15 protein-coding genes are annotated in these 18,083 nt (G+C 39.8%); 6 read left to right on the forward strand and 9 right to left on the reverse strand.

What is annotated here, in order from left to right; all coding sequences use genetic code 11:
- From ACEXOE_RS08310 to ACEXOE_RS08340, 7 genes are all read right to left on the reverse strand, one after another.
- Complete coding sequence (locus ACEXOE_RS08310; RefSeq protein WP_394748278.1) at nt 1-1,785, reverse strand: BatD family protein; 1,785 nt, start codon at nt 1,783-1,785, stop codon at nt 1-3.
- Nucleotides 1,785-2,642 carry a tetratricopeptide repeat protein gene (locus ACEXOE_RS08315; RefSeq protein WP_394748279.1) on the reverse strand — a complete coding sequence of 286 codons (858 nt, stop codon included), beginning with the start codon at nt 2,640-2,642 and terminating at the stop codon, nt 1,785-1,787. Before ACEXOE_RS08315 ends, ACEXOE_RS08310 begins: the two co-directional genes overlap by 1 nt.
- Nucleotides 2,643-2,698: 56 nt before the next feature.
- The gene (locus ACEXOE_RS08320; protein WP_394748280.1) at nt 2,699-3,745 is read right to left on the reverse strand and encodes a VWA domain-containing protein; all 1,047 of its coding nucleotides are present in this window, start codon (nt 3,743-3,745) and stop codon (nt 2,699-2,701) included.
- Between the two features lie 38 nt (nt 3,746-3,783).
- Nucleotides 3,784-4,782 (reverse strand): vWA domain-containing protein, encoded by a 999-nt coding sequence (locus ACEXOE_RS08325; protein WP_394748281.1) that lies wholly within the window; start codon nt 4,780-4,782, stop codon nt 3,784-3,786.
- Nucleotides 4,783-6,444: a hypothetical protein gene (locus ACEXOE_RS08330; RefSeq protein WP_394748282.1), complete on the reverse strand. Its 1,662-nt coding sequence runs from the start codon at nt 6,442-6,444 to the stop codon at nt 4,783-4,785. It abuts the gene before it with no gap.
- 6 nt (nt 6,445-6,450) lie between these two features.
- Nucleotides 6,451-7,317: a DUF58 domain-containing protein gene (locus ACEXOE_RS08335; protein ID WP_394748283.1), complete on the reverse strand. Its 867-nt coding sequence runs from the start codon at nt 7,315-7,317 to the stop codon at nt 6,451-6,453.
- 69 nt (nt 7,318-7,386) lie between these two features.
- A complete protein-coding gene (locus ACEXOE_RS08340; RefSeq protein WP_394748284.1) occupies nt 7,387-8,388 on the reverse strand; it encodes an AAA family ATPase in 1,002 nt (333 codons plus the stop codon).
- Nucleotides 8,389-8,546: 158 nt separating this feature from the next.
- On the opposite strand from ACEXOE_RS08340, the gene ACEXOE_RS08345 reads away from it, so the two are divergent.
- On the forward strand, nt 8,547-9,422 hold the full coding sequence (locus tag ACEXOE_RS08345) for an aldo/keto reductase (RefSeq protein ID WP_394748285.1): 876 nt from the start codon (nt 8,547-8,549) through the stop codon (nt 9,420-9,422).
- A gap of 19 nt (nt 9,423-9,441) precedes the next feature.
- Nucleotides 9,442-10,203: an SDR family NAD(P)-dependent oxidoreductase gene (locus tag ACEXOE_RS08350; RefSeq protein WP_394748286.1), complete on the forward strand. Its 762-nt coding sequence runs from the start codon at nt 9,442-9,444 to the stop codon at nt 10,201-10,203.
- A 93-nt stretch (nt 10,204-10,296) separates the two neighbouring features.
- Here the strand turns inward: ACEXOE_RS08350 and ACEXOE_RS08355 are convergent, their stop codons facing one another.
- Complete coding sequence (locus ACEXOE_RS08355; protein ID WP_394748287.1) at nt 10,297-12,645, reverse strand: T9SS type A sorting domain-containing protein; 2,349 nt, start codon at nt 12,643-12,645, stop codon at nt 10,297-10,299.
- Nucleotides 12,646-12,819: 174 nt separating this feature from the next.
- Between ACEXOE_RS08355 and ACEXOE_RS08360 the strand changes: the two genes are divergently transcribed.
- Nucleotides 12,820-13,956, forward strand: a complete 1,137-nt coding sequence (locus tag ACEXOE_RS08360; protein WP_394748288.1) for an ATP-binding protein — start codon at nt 12,820-12,822, stop codon at nt 13,954-13,956.
- Here the strand turns inward: ACEXOE_RS08360 and ACEXOE_RS08365 are convergent.
- Nucleotides 13,953-14,900, reverse strand: a complete 948-nt coding sequence (locus ACEXOE_RS08365) for a carbohydrate kinase family protein (protein WP_394748289.1) — start codon at nt 14,898-14,900, stop codon at nt 13,953-13,955. The genes ACEXOE_RS08360 and ACEXOE_RS08365 overlap by 4 nt on opposite strands.
- Before the next feature lie 207 nt (nt 14,901-15,107).
- On the opposite strand from ACEXOE_RS08365, the gene ACEXOE_RS08370 reads away from it, so the two are divergent.
- The 3 genes from ACEXOE_RS08370 to ACEXOE_RS08380 are packed head-to-tail and all read left to right on the forward strand — an operon-like array spanning nt 15,108 to nt 18,042.
- On the forward strand, nt 15,108-16,238 hold the full coding sequence (locus ACEXOE_RS08370) for an SPFH domain-containing protein (RefSeq protein WP_394748290.1): 1,131 nt from the start codon (nt 15,108-15,110) through the stop codon (nt 16,236-16,238).
- The gene (locus tag ACEXOE_RS08375) at nt 16,238-17,320 is read left to right on the forward strand and encodes a DNA helicase PriA (protein WP_394748507.1); all 1,083 of its coding nucleotides are present in this window, start codon (nt 16,238-16,240) and stop codon (nt 17,318-17,320) included. The genes ACEXOE_RS08370 and ACEXOE_RS08375 overlap by 1 nt, the downstream gene beginning before the upstream one ends.
- The gene (locus tag ACEXOE_RS08380) at nt 17,317-18,042 is read left to right on the forward strand and encodes a metallophosphoesterase family protein (protein ID WP_394748291.1); all 726 of its coding nucleotides are present in this window, start codon (nt 17,317-17,319) and stop codon (nt 18,040-18,042) included. The genes ACEXOE_RS08375 and ACEXOE_RS08380 overlap by 4 nt, the downstream gene beginning before the upstream one ends.
- Nucleotides 18,043-18,083: the final 41 nt, after the last annotated feature.

Raw genomic sequence — 18,083 nt, forward strand, 5'->3', positions numbered from 1 at the left:
CTATAATTGTTTGTCCAAATAGGAAATGACTTCACTTGCTTTATTGTAATCCTGTTGCATTTGTACATCGGAAAAAGGACTGTATCTTGCCATTTCACAGTTTTTGAGCAAACCGATAAATCCATCTTTTGTGGTTTCGTCAATTTGTTTTTCTACCAGTAAGGCCGCAATTTTATCCTTACTGAACTCCGAGGTCTCTATCTTAAGCTTCGCCTTTAAGTAATTGTGTAAGGCTTTCTCCAAGGCCACATAGAATGCTGTTTTGTCTCCCAAAGTCTTCTTGGCAGCAGAAAGATACTTCCGTGCCAGCTTATTGGCTTTTTTGATTTTGTTACCCGCAACATCGCTCGCAATAGCTTCCCGTTTTTTTCCTATTAAAATGGTAATGGGAATCAATAGTAGGGGTAACAATAACCAAAGATAGAAAGGAGTGGATCCAAAGAAGTAATCACTTCCAATAGCGGTGAGACCCGGTCGAATATCAATAAAATTAAATTGTTGATCAGCGGCAATCACCGTTTGTTTATTGGTAGTACTTGGCCCTGTAGTAGGAGAGGTTCCTGCATTTGGGCCTTCTACGACATTGATTATGATTTCGTCAGAACTTAAGGTGACGTATTTTTCGGTTTTGGGATTAAAATAACTAAAATCGATACTCGGAACAGGATATTTTCCTCTAAAGGAAGGTACAATGGTATAATTGTTACTGATTTTACCTTGGGTTCCAGAAAGATTGGTTCTCACGCTTTCATCGAATTCCGGCTCGTAGACTTCCAATGAACTAGGGAGACTGGGCTCTGGTAACTGGAATAATTTTAGGTTTCCTTTTCCGGATACTTCTACCTTAGCTTGCAAGGATTCTGCAGCATTTAAACTGGTCTTGCTCGTCGTTACCACAAAGTCAAAGCTACCAACAGCGCCACTGAAATTTTCGGGCTGCCCATCTGTGGGTAAGGCCTTTACATTAATAGTTCTCTTTCCGGCGGATACCGTTTTATTGGTTTGGGTGTAGATGCGCCCTCCGAAAAAATCGCGTCTTTGTGTAGGAACATCCAAGGAAATGTCCAGGACCAAGGGTTCAATATCCAATTTACCCGATTTTTGGGGATACAGCACCACTCTTTTTAGAACAACGGAACGATACGGCTGTCCCCGATAAGAACTGTTCTTGACATTAAATTTGGTTACGGGAATATCCTGACTCCAAAAATTGTTGTATTTGGGGTTGTCCAAAGGCCTAAAATTGGTAAGCCGTATAGATGGTGCTATGTATAATTTATAGATTACAGTGACCGCCTCATTTAAATAAGGTCTTCCCTTAGATACTTCTGCCACCAGATGGAGCCCTTGATCGGCAACATTGTCTACATTATTTTGATTATTGGGTTTGTCCACTGCAGCCGTGACCTGCACAGTTTCTTGAAGAGATTTATAGGTTTTGCCACCTATAACAATGGAAGCTTGTTTTATAGTGAACCTTCCTTGTGCGGTAGGAACAAGAATGTAACTGTAGGTTTTAGAATAACTGCGAATCCCATTGATCCATGAAGACTTAATGGATTGCGAAGGCCCCATGACTATTCTAAAGCCATCAAAAGTAGGAGGACTAAAGTCATCTCCATCTTTATTCATGGTAAAATCTACCCGTAAACGCTCATTAATTCCTAATTTATTTTTACTGAGCTTTACTTGAAAAGAGATTTCATCCTGTTCCTGTGCCTTTGCAAAAAAGGCCAATAACAGAAAAGGTAGAATACTCAAATACTGTTTAAAGGTCACTTGCATTACCAATCTTTTTCATTTTTCACTTTAACACCTTTTACCTTTTTGGCATCTATTTTCTTCTGTACTTTTTTCTCTTCGTTCTGCATTGCCTCTAACAAATTCTGTACTTGTTGTGGGGACAACTGATTTGGACGAGGTTGTTGTTGCTGTTTTTGATCTTTGGGCTTATCTTTTTCTCCAGGCTTTTTTTGATTGCCCTGATCTTTTTTATCATCTTCTTTTTTGTCGCCCTTATCTCCTTTGTCTCCTTCTTCGTCACCTTCATCCTTTTTGTCTTCTTCTTTCTGATCTCCTTCTTTATTCTCGTCGTTCTCGCCTTCTTTTTTATCCTTGTTTTCGTCTTTTTTATCTTTGTCGTCCTTGTTCTTATCGTCGTTTTTGTTTTCGTCCTGTTGTTTTTTCAACAGTTCTTTTGCCAGTGCTAGATTGTAACGGGTTTCTTCGTCTTTGGGATTGTTTCGAAGGGCTTGCTTATAGGCTTCTACAGCTTTCTCATAGGTTTTGTTTTTCATATGGATATTCCCAATATTGTGGAAAGCTTTATGCTTATCCTCCTTGGAAGAGGCTAGTTCTCCTGCCTGTTTAAAACGCGAAAAAGCTTCGCTATAAGTTTCTTTATTATAATATGCATTGCCCAGATTGTAGGGGGCGGCTATATTATCATTGCTTTTGGAAATGGCTTTTCTATAATTGGCCTCTGCATTGATAAAGTCATTATCTGCAATTTCCTGATTGGCTTCCCAGGTAATGTTTTTGGAAGCCTTTAACGCCTTGGTCTTGGCCTTTTCATTATCCTTGTCTTGGGCAAAGCTTGCAAGACTGATCAAAAGAAATAATACGCTAAATTTTATATTCATAATCGATGTGTTTTTTAAGAAGATCACATAAAGGATGTTCTTGTATTGCATTGTGATTATTGTACTGTTTTTTCTTTGAATAGGTTTAATTGCTTAAGCCATTTGGTCTTTCGGTCCAATAGGAAAATATCCAGAAATAGAAAAAATAAGCCTATTCCCAGAAACCATTGGAATTGGTCTTTAAATTCTGCAAATTGTTTTGCTTCAAATTCAGTCTTGTCCATCTGGTTTAATTGTTCTTTAATGGCTTCTACAGCAGCTTCGGTAATTGCGCCATTGATATAGACGCCATTTCCTTCGTCTGCAATGTCTATTAAAACTTTTTCATTCAGTTTGGTAATGACCACTTCTCCCTCGGCATCCTTTTTTAGACTTTCCACAACTCCATTTTTCTTGAGGGGTATGGGAGCTCCCTTTTCTTTGCCCACCCCAATAGTGAAGACGCGTATGCCTTCGTCCACTGCTTTTTCAACAGCATTGATGGTAGAGTTTTCGGAATGGTCTTCCCCGTCCGAAATAATGAACAAAACTCTATTGGTTTGTTCTTCATCATCGTAATAGGTAGTTGCCAGTTCAATAGCCTCATTAATGGCCGTGCCTTGGGAAGATAACATATTTGTATTCATTCCCTGTAAAAACATCTTTGCCGCACCGTAATCGGTAGTAATGGGCAATTGAGGAAAGGCCTGTCCGGCATACGCTATGATGCCGATGCGATCACTTGCCAATTGATTGATGATTTCGGAAACCAAGCGTTTGGATTTTTCCATACGATTGGGCGCAATATCTTCTGCCAACATACTTTTGGAAACGTCTACGGCAAAAACAATATCGACTCCTTCGCGTTTCACGGTTTCCAGCTTCGTCCCTATTTTAGGATTCACCAACCCCAGAATTAAGAAGCTTATCCCAAGAAGCATAAAAATAAGTTTTAAGCTCGACTTAAAATTGGAGCGATCTGGGGTTAATCGTTTTAAAAGGACATGATCGGCAAATTTTTTCTGTGTTCGTTTCTTCCATATATGAAGTATGACGAACATGACAATCATTATTGGAATAATGACCAATAAATAAAAATATGTTTTTTCGTCTAATTGAACCATTTTCTCTTTTTGTACTTAAGTTTCTCTTTGAAGCAATACTATATAAAACTTCGAAAGAAGGTATTTCTCAAAAACCACTCCAACAATAGGAGTATCCCGGCCAAGAATACCCAAAAACGAAACTTTTCTTCGTATTTATAATATTTAAATTCTTCGATTTCAGTCTTCTCCAATTTGTTGATTTCGTCGTAAATCTCTTCCAATTTTTCGTTATCGGTGGCCCTAAAATATTGCCCTCCGGTAGCGGAGGCAATTTCTTCCAATAATTTCTCATCTATTTCTACCTCGCGCATGCCATACCTAAAAGAACCATCTGCATTATACGATATTGGAGATAATGCATTTCCATTGGTTCCTATACCAATGGTATAGGTTTTAATGCCGTATTCCAAGGCCAGTTCCGCAGCCGTCTGGGGTTCTATAAAGCCCGCATTGTTTACACCGTCCGTAAGCAGGATGATTATTTTACTTATGGCCTTACTTTCTTTTAAACGATTTACAGAAGTGGCCAATCCCATTCCAATAGCCGTCCCATCATTCAATTGCCCATAGGTAATTTCCTTAAGGGAACGTAAAACAATGTTCTTATCACTGGTAATAGGCGTTTTGGTGTAACTTTCCCCTGCATAGGCAACCAATCCTATTCTGTCGTTGGGGCGCTGTCGGATAAAATCCCCGGCAACATCTTTCAGTGCCAACAACCGATTTGGTTTTAAATCTTTGGCAAGCATACTCGAAGAAACATCAATGGCCATTACAATATCAATTCCTTTGGTCGTCTTGGTTCTTGTAGAGATGTTTTCGGTTTGAGGCCTGGCCAAAGCGGTAATGATCGCAGCTAAGGCCAATAAGCGGAATACAAACAACAACGGCTTTAGCTTGGGTAGGATACTTCCTTTGGAAAACCCCTGAATATTGGAAATGGTCAAAGAGGCCGTTTCCTGCTTGCGCATAAAGAAATACCATAGCAAAGCCACTGGTAGTAGTAGTAACAACCAGAAGAAATGTGGATTGGCAAATTCAACTCCTTCTAACATCTATAATTCTGTTTTTACGTCTACCGAATCTAAGATTCGATCTATAATTTCCTCTGCATAACTATCATCGTCCAACCAGGTTAATATGACCTGTTGTTGAAAGCCCTTTCCTCCAAAAATGAGGATAGCATATTCGCCATTGACCAATTCCTTGGATTCTGCTACGGCAAATTTTCCCGTACCAAACATCTTTATACCTACAACACCACTGAGTGTTGTGAATTCTTCTTGTTTGGTGATGATATTTTTGGCCCCTTGTTGTTCAAAGCTTTTCAACCATTGGTCAACTGCTTGTTCGTAATCTGGCTCTTCCTGGTTTTTCAAAGTAATGGAAGAGGTGCCAACGGTAAAAAGTCCAATGGCACTTCGATACATGAACAATTGCATTTCGTCAATAATTTCTGAGGCCTCCGGAGGAAGCTCTACTTCTTGGCGCAACAATACTTTTGGGGTTTCAATGCTTATGGGAGGAGCTCCATAGGTGCTGGCTACCCATTCTCCTTCCAATAATTCTTTAGTAGGGTGTCCAATAATCGTATCTTTTACATAGGCGAAACCGTAATAGGCCGTGGCAGAAACTCCGGAAGCAACAAGGACAAATGCCGCCACAATAGCGGTAATCCATATTTTTTTGCGCTTCTTTTTTTGCGCCAATTCTTCAAGATAGGCTTCTGTTTTTAGTAAATCTTCCAAAGTGGGCTCCGGTAAGGCTTCCTTGGTTTCCGTAACGATTTGTTCTATGGTTTTTCGATCGTGTTCAGCGACTGAAGTTTGCGGTTTTGATTTTGCAAATTTCACCAAATCCGCGGTTTGCAAAATACGCTTAAATTGATTTATGGTATCGCTGTTCAGATCCAGTTCTCCCGCATCTTTAAGCACTTCCAATTTTTCGATCAATTGATCTGTGGTACTTTCCAATGCAGATACTTTAGCGTCTTCTTCTAGATATGATCGAACGATCGTTGTTAACTCTGAATAGTATTCCTTGTATTCGTCTTGGATAAGATATTTGGAGTTTTCTAAATTCTTCAACTCCAGCATAGCCCGATCATATGGAGGTAGAAGGGCTACTTTTTCCTCTTCGGTCAGCGGTTTTTTACGCCAAACGAACCAATACAGAAGGCCTGCAACAAGGGCAAGCGTCAAAAATATCCAGAGAAAAATCATCCATAGATCGTTGCTGCTTTTTTCAACATTGATCAAAGGCTTGATGTCATAAAACTCTTTGCTTACGGTATCTACGGCAATAGTACTTACAGCAACGCGAATGGAATCCGTAAAATAGGTCTTATCATCAATGGTAATTTTTTGTTGGGGAAGGGTATAGGCTCCGGAATCAAATTGGGTTAGGGCGTATATACGTTCCAAGGTAATACGATCTTGGTTTTTAATAGTGTCTCCCAGAATGGCCTCTACCATTTCCAAAGGTAAAAAAGTCTGTCCCTCTGGAAAGACCACTTGGGCAGTGGAATCTACTTCCACGGTCACTTTAAAATTGATCTGCTCCCCAATTTTTATGCTTGTGGTGTCGATTTTCGAAGTTACTTTTGGCGTGCTTGTTTGTGCTGTTGCCTGAACACTGAAGCCCAAAATGAAACACAACAGAAGTCCCCATAACTTTGATGAGATATCATGCCCTATATTCAATATACTATGCTTCATTTTGTGTTACCCTCTGCGTTTAAAATAGCCTAACAATTTTTTCACATAACTTTCATCTACTCTGCAACTCAAGACGCCACAGCCAGATTTTGTAAAAGTATCCTGGAAATAAGCGACTTTTTCCAGATGATGTTTTTCGTAGGCTGTCCTTACTTTTTTAGATTGAGTATTCACTAATTGTACGGCTCCCGTCTCGGCATCTTGCATTTGCACCATGCCTAAATTGGGAATGCTCTCCTCTCTAGGGTCATAAATACGGATACCGGTTACGTCGTGTTTATTTCCTATGATTTTAAGCGTACGTTCATAGTCATCAGCAATAAAATCCGAAAGCACAAAGACAATGGCTTTCTTTTTCATCACATTGGTCAAATATTTCAGGGCTTTGGAAATATCGGTTCTGTTGCTTTGAGGCTTAAACTCCAGTAATTCCCGAATGATACGCAAAACATGCGTTTTTCCCTTCTTGGGCGGAATAAAAAGTTCAATCTCGTCGGAGAACAGAATCAGGCCGGCCTTATCATTGTTCTGCAAAGCCGAAAAGGCCAAGGTAGCCGATATCTCTGTAATGATTTCCTTCTTAAATTGGTTGGTGGTACCAAAAAGTTCAGAGCCACTAATATCAACCATGAGCATCATGGTCAACTCCCGTTCTTCCTCAAAAACTTTGATGAAAGGTTCGTTATAGCGTGCAGTAACGTTCCAATCTATGGACCGAACATCATCGCCGAACTGATATTGGCGTACTTCACTAAAGGTCATCCCTCTTCCTTTAAAGGTAGAGTGGTATTCCCCTCCAAAAATATGGTTGGAAAGACGCCTGGTCTTTATTTCAATTTTACGAACTTTTTTAAGTAATTCTTTAGTATCCATTGCCCATTAGGGGTTTTGTCCATAACTCTGGACGTTTCAAGTTTGTGTTTAAAAACTTAAAACAAGGCACTAAGGCACTTCAATTTCGTTTACAATCTTGTTGATAATCTCTTCGGATGTAATATTTTCCGCTTCGGCTTCATAGGTGATACCTATTCTGTGCCTTAGAATATCGTGAACCACAGCCCTAACGTCTTCTGGAACTACATAGCCCCTTCTTTTTATAAAGGCATAACATTTGGCCGCATTTCCTAGATTGATACTACCACGTGGAGAGGCGCCAAAACTGATCAATGGTTTTAAATCCGGAAGATTGTATTTTTCAGGATAGCGCGTGGCAAAAATAAGATCTAGAATATATTTTTCTATTTTTTCATCCATGTACACTTCTTTGACCGCTTTTTGGGCACTCAAAATCTGATCAACGCTTACTACCGGTTTTACTTCGTCATAGGCTCCCAAGAGATTTTGACGCATAATAAGTTGTTCTTCGTTGATTTTAGGATAGTCAATAACCGTTTTTAGCATGAAACGATCCACCTGAGCCTCAGGAAGTGGATATGTTCCTTCTTGTTCCACAGGGTTTTGTGTGGCCATTACCAGAAAAGGTTTATCCAGCACAAAGGTTTCTTCGCCAATGGTCACTTGTTTTTCCTGCATGGCCTCGAGCAATGCCGATTGTACTTTGGCCGGTGCACGGTTAATCTCATCCGCCAATACAAAGTTGGCAAAAATAGGTCCCTTTTTTATGGAAAAATCATTCTCTTTCATATTGTAGATCATCGTACCTACAACATCTGCTGGTAAAAGGTCGGGAGTGAACTGAATTCTACTAAAGCTCCCTTTTACAGCCTTGGCAAGGGTGTTTATCGCTAAAGTCTTGGCCAAACCAGGAACTCCTTCCAATAATATATGGCCTTGTCCCAAAAGGCCGATGAGCAATCGCTCCACCATATGTTTTTGGCCAACGATCACTTTATTCATTTCAAATACAAGCAAATCTATAAAAGCGCTTTCCTTCGCAATTTTCTCATTCACAGCACTGATATCAATAGTAGTATTTTCTTCCATAGAACAATATTAAAATTTCACGCAATTTAATTAAGCATTTAATAAAATGCAAAATGAAAATTTATTTGCTCATCCGCTGTTAATTATTGGTTAAATTAAAAGTAAAGGGATAAGTTTTATGAAGGATTTAAGGGATTTATTTTTTAATTTCACCGACTATGAAAAATAAGACCACCTATTCTAGAATTATAGCAGGAACCATGACTTGGGGAAGCTGGGGAAAACAACTTCCAAAAAAAGAGATGATCGGGTTAATGAACCACTGTTTAGATCTGGATATCAGTACCTTTGATCATGCAGATATTTATGGAGGATATACTACAGAAGCTGATTTTGGAGCAGCCTTTGCTGATAGTGGTATTGCCAGGGAAAATGTACAACTGATCAGTAAATGTGGGATTCAGTTTGTATGTGAGAATAGGCCCAAAAAACTGCAGCATTATCAATATGATAAAAAGTACATTATTGCGTCTGTAGAGCAATCTTTGAAGAATTTACATACGGATTATTTGGACTTTTTACTTTTACATCGTCCTAGCCCATTATTGGATCCACAAGAGGTGGTCGAGGCAATTGCCCAATTACGGGAACAAGGAAAAATTGTAGATTTTGGGGTGTCCAATTTTACCCCATCCCAGATTGCCGTCTTGGAAACAGCGATACCAGTTCAAGGAAATCAGGTGGAGTTTTCCTTACCGGTCCATGGCGCAATGAACGATGGATCTTTGGAAGATTGTATGGTTCATGAGCGGTTGGCCATGGCGTGGAGCCCTTTGGGCGGATTTTTTAAGGCAGAAGGGGAACAAGCAGAGAAGATACGAAAAGTAATTGCTCCAATGACCGAAAAATATAATGCTTCCATTGATCAGTTATTATTGACTTGGTTATTGCGACATCCTGCAAAAATACATCCTGTGGTAGGCACTGCAACACCGGAGCGTTTGGCCGATTCGATCAAAGCCCTGGATATTCAGATGGAATTGGAAGATTGGTTCGAACTTTTAGTAGCAAGTCAAGGACATCCCATGGCCTAAGAAAAGAAATAAAAAGAAGATGGATAATAGAAAGGTAGCATTTATCACAGGGGCCACCAGTGGAATTGGTAGGGCCACGGCTGAACTATTTGCCAAAAATAATATCGCCTTAGTACTTTGTGGAAGACGACAAGGAGAACTGCAAAAACTCCAAATAGCATTGGGGAAACAAGTGCCGGTGCATACGTTAAGTTTTGATGTTAGGGAGAAGGAAACCGTTCAAAACGCCATTGCTTCCTTGCCCCAGGATTTTGCCCAAATAGATTATCTGATCAACAATGCAGGAAACGCCCATGGCCTGGAACCGGTACATGAGGGAAATCCAGAAGATTGGGACGCCATGTTGGATATTAATGTCAAAGGTTTGTTATACGTGTCCAAAGCAATTATTCCCCAAATGGTGAAACGTGAGGCGGGCCATATTATCAATATTGGTTCCACTGCAGGGAAAGAAGTGTATCCCAATGGTAATGTATATTGCGCAAGCAAGCATGCCGTGGATGCGATCAATCAAGGGATGCGTATGGATCTTAATCCCTATGGCATTCGTGTGGGCGCTATCAATCCAGGTTTGGTAGAAACCAATTTTAGTGAAGTCCGTTTTAAAGGAGATAGCGAGAAAGCATCTACCGTATATAAAGGGTATAAAGCATTACAGGCAGAGGATATTGCAGATATTATTCATTTTGTGGTTACACGCCCGTATCATGTTAATATTGCCGATCTGATTGTAATGCCTACTGCGCAGGCAAGCAGTACTATGGTGAAGAAATCACTTTAAAAATGCCATCTGAATAGAGAAAAAGACAAAGAAAAAGGGAACTCTCCTTGGTTTTTTTAGTGTGACACGAATTTTTATAGCTGCTGATTGTTCTTATTCTACCACTAATTTCTTTGTGGAAATTCCTTTAATCGATTGTATTTGAATAAGGTAAATTCCCTTTTTTAAATGGGATACATCCATATCTATATTTTCTGAAGCTTTGAAGGAATATTGTTGTACTACTCTTCCTGTCATATCCAAGATAGTGGTGTTGTAGGTAAACAGAGTTTTCTTGTTAACAGAGATATTTTCAGAAAGAACCATATGCACCATATCAGTAGTTGGATTAGGGTGCATTGAGAATTGTACGACCGCATTGGCGCTTGTGGTTGGCGTACCCGTGAAACAATCAAGGCTATAGGCTTCGGGGTTTTCTACACGCCAATCTGGATTGTTAATGGCAAAATCTATATTATCTACTTGTATACAACTTAAATTTGAACTTCTAAAGGCGTCAACTTCCGTTAAACTTAGGTTATTTCCATTCGCTAGGTTTAGTTGTGTAAGCGTTTCCATACGGCTTATATCTACAAGTGTTACATTGGGGTTGAGAGAAAGATCTAGAGATATGATCGAATTGCGGGAAAGGTATACTGCTGTAAGTGCCCTGTTTTGAGATAGGTCAATAGCCGTAAGTTGTTCATTTCTGCCACAATCGAGAATAGTTAATGCCGTATTCGATGAAAGGTTTAATTCTGAAAGTCTATTTGCAGTCATATTGAGTTCTTCCAATTTAGTATTTGCCTGAAGATTTATTGCTGTAATGGGGTTACCGCCAAGGTCTAATATTTTTAGTTCGGTATTTTGACTTAAATCTAATGTTGTTAATTGCGTAATATTCGATAGTAGGGTGGTCAATTTTGTATTTTGGGTAACGTCCAAATCATGTAATCCACCACCATCATTCTGTGCGGAGCAGTTTAAACTCACAAGATGAACATTGCTACTTAAACTTAAGGAGTCAATAAAATTATTAGAACAATCCAGTGTTTTCAAAAGTAGGAAGTCTTCAATTCCAGTAAGATTCTGTATGTTTCTGGAGGATATATTCAAGCTAGTTATTGTAGATATCGTATTGGTCAATACATAGTCATCCAAAACATCATCCAATCCAAAATCTATAAGGGCCTGCTCAAAATTGTCATCGGGAATGAAGGTCCTAGCCTCCGAAACGCCTTCCTGAAGTTCAAAACGTATTGTTCTGGTATCCCCAGAAATTCCTTCAGCATCCTTTCCGGAATAGGGGATAACTTTAATGGTATATTCACCTGGAGGCATGGTCTGACTTTGGAATATCTCTTCAAAATCCCCGAAAAGTGTGTAAGGCCTTACGTTTTCCACTTGAAGATGATTAATTGGCCCCTCTAATTCCAATCGTACACTTCCGGTATTGGCATTGGCTTCGGCAATAATTGTATTTTCTCCATTGACAAAAGGAGCAGCAAAACTCGCTCCAAATTCCAATTCAGATTTATTTTCCAAAGCTCCTTCATCATTTACACGCTGGATAAATAAATTGGTAATTCTAGGGTCGTCGGTACGAATTGAGAATTCCAATGTAAATGAGGTTCCCGAATCTCCGTGTGCGTCTGGAGCTGTAAAGGGTGTTGCGGTAATAGAATACTGCCCAGGAGGAAGCTCTTTACCAAAAAAATCTCCTTCAAAATCCCCAAACTGTGTATAGGGGAATACGTTTTCTACCCGACTCAGGTTTATATCGGGGCCTTGAATATGCATTTGAACACTACCTCCATCAAAGACTGCAGTCCTTGCTTCAAAACTCAGAAAAGGATTGTTTTCAGATACTCCTAAAATAACAGTGCCTTGGGCTATATTGCCCGTAGTGCTGAGTCTGTTATTTATAGGGTCTACCTGTGCAATTCCTAAAACGGTATTTGAGGCTTCACCCACGCTAAAATGTATTGAAACACGATCACTAGAAGCTGAAGTATTTGGAGAAGTACGTAATCTCGCAGAAAAACAATAGGCTCCTTCCGGAAAAGATGCTCCAAAATAGTTGTTCCCATCATTCCCAAACAATGAAAAAGGAAATGTTCTTTCACTTTGTTTATGCCTCAGAGGGCCATCGAGCTCCATTTCGACAATACCAGAATTCATATCCCCTATAGGTATAGGAGTTGTGGGTTCAATGCGAATACCAAGTTTTCGATTGCCAATAAAAGTTTTGCTTATTACGAGGTCATTCGTTAAGTGTACAAGGTCTTCGTTAGTTTCGGCATCAACTAAAATCGCATTCAGAAATAAACCGTCATATGCCGTTTCACTGCTTTTTAGTTTATCATTTTCCAAGGGTCTCGAAATAGAGTCTTTTGCGGATAATAAGCTTAAAAAAAACAGGAAAGAGAAACAGAGGGTACATACTTTTGTCTTTGTTTTCATGGTATTTTAGTTTAGTTTGGTACTCTAGAAGAAGTGAAAAGAAAATTATAGTAAGCTTGGGTGGCGAAATTATTCTCAAAGCTACCTTATTTCTTTTTGTTTAGGTTGACCTAAACTCCAAAATCGATAAAAGCACTTTTTTTCTCGTTTAACGAATATAATTTTTCTGTATCGATGATCAACAAACGGCTCTTAGTAAAAAACTTGCTCGCCCATAATGATGAAAATAGTTTTTATGATAAAAAACGTTTTATTGAAATTGGTCAAAAAGAAGGCAAAGCCAAATTTTTAAAACACGTTTGCGCTTTGGGGAACAGCAATCCCAAAAACAATTCCTTTATTGTAGTAGGGGTCGAAGATGAGGATAATAGCATTGTTGGCGTTGATTTTTTTGATGATAGTAAGATTCAGAATTTGGTGAATGCGTATCTGCAAAACCCACCTTTGATTTCGTATGAGAACATTCCGTTTCCCCATTTGCCGGAAGGTAAAGTAGTGGGATTGGTCACCATCCGATCTAATGGAAAAGTATGTTCCTTACGGAAGAATATCTGGAAATATTATGGAGGTTCGGTGTTCTTTAGGGAAGGGAGCATTAGTTTGCCCAAAGCCTATGATATTGAACTGAAGGATATCAATTCCAAAGCCGTTGCAACCATTGAGCAGCATGCAAGAAATAATATTGAACTGACCTTGGATGGTGTCATTGACTTTATCAATAACCGGCATAAAGACCTTAAGAGCAACTATAAAGTTTTTAAAGAACAATTTGTGGTGTGCTGGGCGGGAAACCAGAAAAGAGTAAAGCAAGAGACCTATTTTTCGCGGGTGGATATTGAGTTGATCAACGAACAAGTGAAACTCTTTTACTCAGCACTGGACGAGGTCACCATTGCATTTGATAAGGACTCTTTTTCCATTATAGAATATGTACAACTGGGATTGGGCAGGCAACAAAAGTACTATCCCTTGGAAAAAGTAATCATTACTTTTGAAGAAAATGGCACCTATCAAATTCAAAGTGAACTGATTTTTGAACCTCCTCAATACGATCGGAAAACCTTGTATCATATTTTTAATAGCAATAATACCTTACTTCAGAAATTGGAAAAAAAAATAGCGTTGAGCCCGCAAGAAATGAGGGATATAAGGCATTTGCCTGCCAAGTATCTCATTTGTTTTTTGAATGGCTTTGAAGAGGCCAAAGATTATATGGATAAGGCGAGACCGCTCTTAAAAAGCTATGATCGGGACATTTACCAGTCTTTGAAGGAGTCCATACGGATTCTACGAAAGGTAAAATATAACTAAATGCTTTGCAATTGCTCTGGAGTGGGTAGCGCTGGGATGGCTCCATAATCCGTGGTGGTAATTGCTCCGGCTTTATTGGCTTGGTGTACCATATGGTGTAGGGCTTTAGGATCTTCCAACAATTCCAACGGATCATCTATAAGGGCAAGCTGTTGCAAAAGGCAACCAATGAATGCGTCTCCGGCGCCTGTAGTATCTATAGGGTTGACCTTAATACTGTGAATGCATTTTTTGGAATCGGGCGTACTTACAAAAGTGCCGTCCGCACCCAAGGTAATGGCAATGATCTGTGTGCCTACTTCATGAAAAAAATCACAAGCTTTGTGCAAGGTCTTTTCTCCGGATAACAATTGGGCTTCTTCCAAGCTAAATTTACAGAGATGGGATTTCTCAATATAAGGCATGCATTTTTTGATGAAGGTCGCTTCGTCATCACGCCAGAGGTCTCCTCTATAATTAGGGTCAAAACTAATAAAGGCATTCTGGGTGAGGGCGTCAAAAAGATATCGGCCGTACGCTTTTTCCAAATTCCCTCCAAGCAGTGCAGTGGCGGCTCCAAAATGTACAATATTTCCTTTGAAGTTATTCTTCAATGAAGAATTGTATTCCAATTCCCGGTCCGCGCCTCTACTAAACACAAAATCCCGTTCCCCGCCCTTGGTCAATGAGACAAAGGCCAAAGTGGTGAAGGTGCGACAGCGCTGTGCCAGGGAAATGTCTACATTATTCGCTTTGAGAGTATTCAGCAAAAAAGACCCAAAAGGATCTTCGCCTACCGATCCCACGAAAGCACTATTTCCATCCAGCTTGGCAATGGCACAGGCCACATTGGCGGGAGCACCTCCAGGTTTTTTGGTGAATTCATTGGCCTTGGAAAGCTTACTGCCCTGTTTCTCTGCAACAAAATCAATAAGCAATTCTCCAATACAAAATACTTTTTTCATGATGGTTTGGCGTACTACGGTATATCAAAGTAATTGGAAATAGCTCGCTATTCCAAAATTTTCAGTGTTTTTTATTGGCTATATCGTTGTTGTACTACTATTGTAGCGCTGTACTTATTCGATCGATATAGAAATAAATAAGATTCCGTATTTGCAGCATTTTCAGGAAACCCTTATCTTTTTAAAAAATTACAAAACACAAACACCATGGGCTTATTTGACGAAATAAAAAAGAAACTCAGTCACGAATTTATTGATATTATTGAATGGTTGGACAATACCAATGATACTATTGTTCACCGTTTTGAGCGCTATCAAAATGAAATTAAAAACGGGGCTAAATTAATTGTCCGGGAAGGACAGACCGCCGTTTTTATCAATGAAGGGCAGTTGGCCGATGTATTCAAACCGGGCACCTATACCTTAAGTACACAAAACTTACCCATCCTTGCTACCCTTAAAGGGTGGAAGTATGGCTTTGACAGTCCGTTTAAGGCCGAAGTTTATTTTGTGAACACACGTTTGTTCACCGATGAAAAATGGGGAACCAAAAATGCCGTGATTTTAAACGATGAGCGATTTGGACTAACAGAAATCAGGGCTTTTGGCACCTATAGTTTTAAAATTCAGGATCCAGGAAAGTTTATTGTAGACGTGGTGGGAACCGACGGGAATTTTACAAATTATGAAATTAACGAGCACCTAAAAAGTTTGATCGTTACCCAATTTACCGATACCGTGGGAGAGGCCAATCTTCCTATTGAATTGTATGCAAAGAATGCCATTGAACTATCGGAAACTTGTCAGGAAGTCATGCAACCAGAGTTTGGGCGCGTCGGAATATTTTTGGAAAAATTCTACATTGAAAATGTTTCCATGCCCGAAGAACTTAAAAAGGAAATTTTTGAGTACAGTAGATTGGATAAATTGGATATGACCAAATTGTCTCAGTTTAAAGCGGCCAAAGCTATGGAGGCCGCGGCCAAAAATGAAGGTGGAACTGCCGGTGCCGGAATGGGAATGGGAATGGGCTTTGTCCTGGCCCAACAAATGGGAGGTATGCTCAATCCTCAGATGGGACAACAAGCCCCAACAAATCCTCAGAGTGCGGTGCCCCCTCCTATGCCTCAACAAATCATGTATCACTATGCCGTAAATGGACAACAAGCAGGTCCTGTTCCTTTTGAAAAATTGAAAGAGCTTTTCGCCAATAGGACGATTAATAAAGATTCTTTAGTGTGGAAACAAGGAATGTCCAATTGGATGGCGTTGAAAGATGTAGAGGAACTAAAAGCATTCCTAGGCGGGAATACCCCACCACCATTGCCTACAGCATAATGGAAGAAACACTCAAATCCGAACAAAAAAAGGCCTGTGCCAATTGTGGTGCCGAGTTAAAATTCAAACCAGGTTCGCATCAATTAAAGTGTGAGTATTGTGGCCATGAGGAATTCATAGAACAGGCCAAAAGTAGTTTCGAAGAATTAGAATTAGAACACTATCTAAAGGCGGTAGGCGACAATGCCTATACGGAGACCATCGATCTTTTGCATTGTAAAAATTGTGGGGCCAACCAACATGTAGAGGAAAACTATAAGTCTTTGGGCTGCGTCTATTGTGGGGAGCCTCTGATAAAAGAAGACAGTGAGAAGGAAGGATGGATTTTGCCTGGAGCCTTGGTGCCTTTTCAAATGGACAAAAGAAAGGCAAGAGGTATTTTTAAAACCTGGGTCAATGGGGTATGGTTTGCGCCCAATAAGCTTAAAAGGGCGGCACTGGATCCTGAGGCAATTCATGGGCTATATATCCCCTATTGGACTTTTGATGCCAATTTATATGCTGCGTACCAGGGGCAACGCGGGGATTATTACTATGAAACCCAACGCTATAAAACAAAGAATGGTGTACAGACCCGTCAGGTGAGAAAGACCAGATGGTCCTATGCTTCGGGAAATGTGAATGGCTTTGTCGATGATATTTTAATCAATGCATCGGAGAAAAAAAGACGGGATATCCCATCCAAAATAGCGCATTGGAACTTAAAGGAGCTGGCGGTTTTCAATTCCAAATATTTGTCGGGTTTTGTTACCGAAAAATATACCATTTCTCTAAAAGAAGGACATTACCAATCTTTTCAAAAGGCAAAGCAGATTGCCCATAATTGGATCAGAAGAGATATCGGGGGAGATACGCAACGCATTGATCAGGCAGATATAAAATTAACGGACGAAACCTTCAAACATATCCTTTTGCCGGTATACATTAGTTCCTACCGTTATAATGGAAAAGAATACCAATTCTATATCAATGGGCAAACGGGCAATATTAGCGGCACACATCCCTATTCTTTTTGGAAAATTTTCTTTTTGGTGTTTTTTATTGTGCTGGTCATTGTCTTAATCGTGATTTTTTCAGAATGAGGACATTAGTGATCGGAGATATCCATTCCGGACTTAAAGCGCTTTATCAGTTATTGGAGAAAGCCAAGGTTAGCAGTGCGGATCATCTCATTTTTTTAGGAGATTATATAGATGGGTGGAGTGAAGCCGTGGAAACCATAGATTTTTTGATTGCGCTAAAAAAAACACATCAATGTACCTTTATCAGGGGGAATCATGATGAACTTTGTTACGAATGGTTAGGAAAGGGAAAAGACAATCCGTTGTGGTTTCAGCACGGCGGCAAGGCCACTTTCAATTCATATAGTACAGCAAGTGAAACCGTAAAGCAGAATCATATTGCTTTTTTTGAAGCCTTGGAAAACTATTATTTGGATTCGGAAAACCGCCTTTTTTTACATGCTGGCTTTAGTAATCTGAAAGGTGTGGACCATGAATATTTTGAAGCTACCTATTATTGGGACAGAACACTTTGGGAGTTGGCATTGGCACTAAATCCGAATTTAAGGGATACCGATATACAGTACCCCAAAAGACTATTGCATTACAAAGAGATTTATATTGGACATACCCCGGTGACCAAAATTGGCCGCACTTGGCCACATAATGCAGCCAATGTCTGGAATATAGATACCGGGGCTGCGTTTAGAGGACCTTTATCCATGATCGATGTGGAGAATAAGCAAATTTGGCAAAGCGATCCGGTACATACATTTTACCCTTCGGAAAAAGGAAGGAATTAAAATTTCGAGCAGCTAAAAAGTACTTCCCAACTTTATTAGGG

This window comes from Spongiimicrobium salis, from assembly GCF_043678055.1.
Classification (GTDB): domain Bacteria; phylum Bacteroidota; class Bacteroidia; order Flavobacteriales; family Flavobacteriaceae; genus Spongiimicrobium; species Spongiimicrobium salis.

Excerpts from the sequence above, each read along its gene's own strand:
- ACEXOE_RS08310 (WP_394748278.1), bottom strand. The coding sequence starts at position 1,785 with ATGCAAGTGACCTTTAAACAGTATTTGAGTATTCTACCTTTTCTGTTA.
- ACEXOE_RS08315 (WP_394748279.1), bottom strand. The coding sequence starts at position 2,642 with ATGAATATAAAATTTAGCGTATTATTTCTTTTGATCAGTCTTGCAAGC.
- ACEXOE_RS08320 (WP_394748280.1), bottom strand. The coding sequence starts at position 3,745 with ATGGTTCAATTAGACGAAAAAACATATTTTTATTTATTGGTCATTATT.
- ACEXOE_RS08325 (WP_394748281.1), bottom strand. The coding sequence starts at position 4,782 with ATGTTAGAAGGAGTTGAATTTGCCAATCCACATTTCTTCTGGTTGTTA.
- ACEXOE_RS08330 (WP_394748282.1), bottom strand. The coding sequence starts at position 6,444 with ATGAAGCATAGTATATTGAATATAGGGCATGATATCTCATCAAAGTTA.
- ACEXOE_RS08335 (WP_394748283.1), bottom strand. The coding sequence starts at position 7,317 with ATGGATACTAAAGAATTACTTAAAAAAGTTCGTAAAATTGAAATAAAG.
- ACEXOE_RS08340 (WP_394748284.1), bottom strand. The coding sequence starts at position 8,388 with ATGGAAGAAAATACTACTATTGATATCAGTGCTGTGAATGAGAAAATT.
- ACEXOE_RS08345 (WP_394748285.1), top strand. The coding sequence starts at position 8,547 with ATGAAAAATAAGACCACCTATTCTAGAATTATAGCAGGAACCATGACT.
- ACEXOE_RS08350 (WP_394748286.1), top strand. The coding sequence starts at position 9,442 with ATGGATAATAGAAAGGTAGCATTTATCACAGGGGCCACCAGTGGAATT.
- ACEXOE_RS08355 (WP_394748287.1), bottom strand. The coding sequence starts at position 12,645 with ATGAAAACAAAGACAAAAGTATGTACCCTCTGTTTCTCTTTCCTGTTT.
- ACEXOE_RS08360 (WP_394748288.1), top strand. The coding sequence starts at position 12,820 with ATGATCAACAAACGGCTCTTAGTAAAAAACTTGCTCGCCCATAATGAT.
- ACEXOE_RS08365 (WP_394748289.1), bottom strand. The coding sequence starts at position 14,900 with ATGAAAAAAGTATTTTGTATTGGAGAATTGCTTATTGATTTTGTTGCA.
- ACEXOE_RS08370 (WP_394748290.1), top strand. The coding sequence starts at position 15,108 with ATGGGCTTATTTGACGAAATAAAAAAGAAACTCAGTCACGAATTTATT.
- ACEXOE_RS08375 (WP_394748507.1), top strand. The coding sequence starts at position 16,238 with ATGGAAGAAACACTCAAATCCGAACAAAAAAAGGCCTGTGCCAATTGT.
- ACEXOE_RS08380 (WP_394748291.1), top strand. The coding sequence starts at position 17,317 with ATGAGGACATTAGTGATCGGAGATATCCATTCCGGACTTAAAGCGCTT.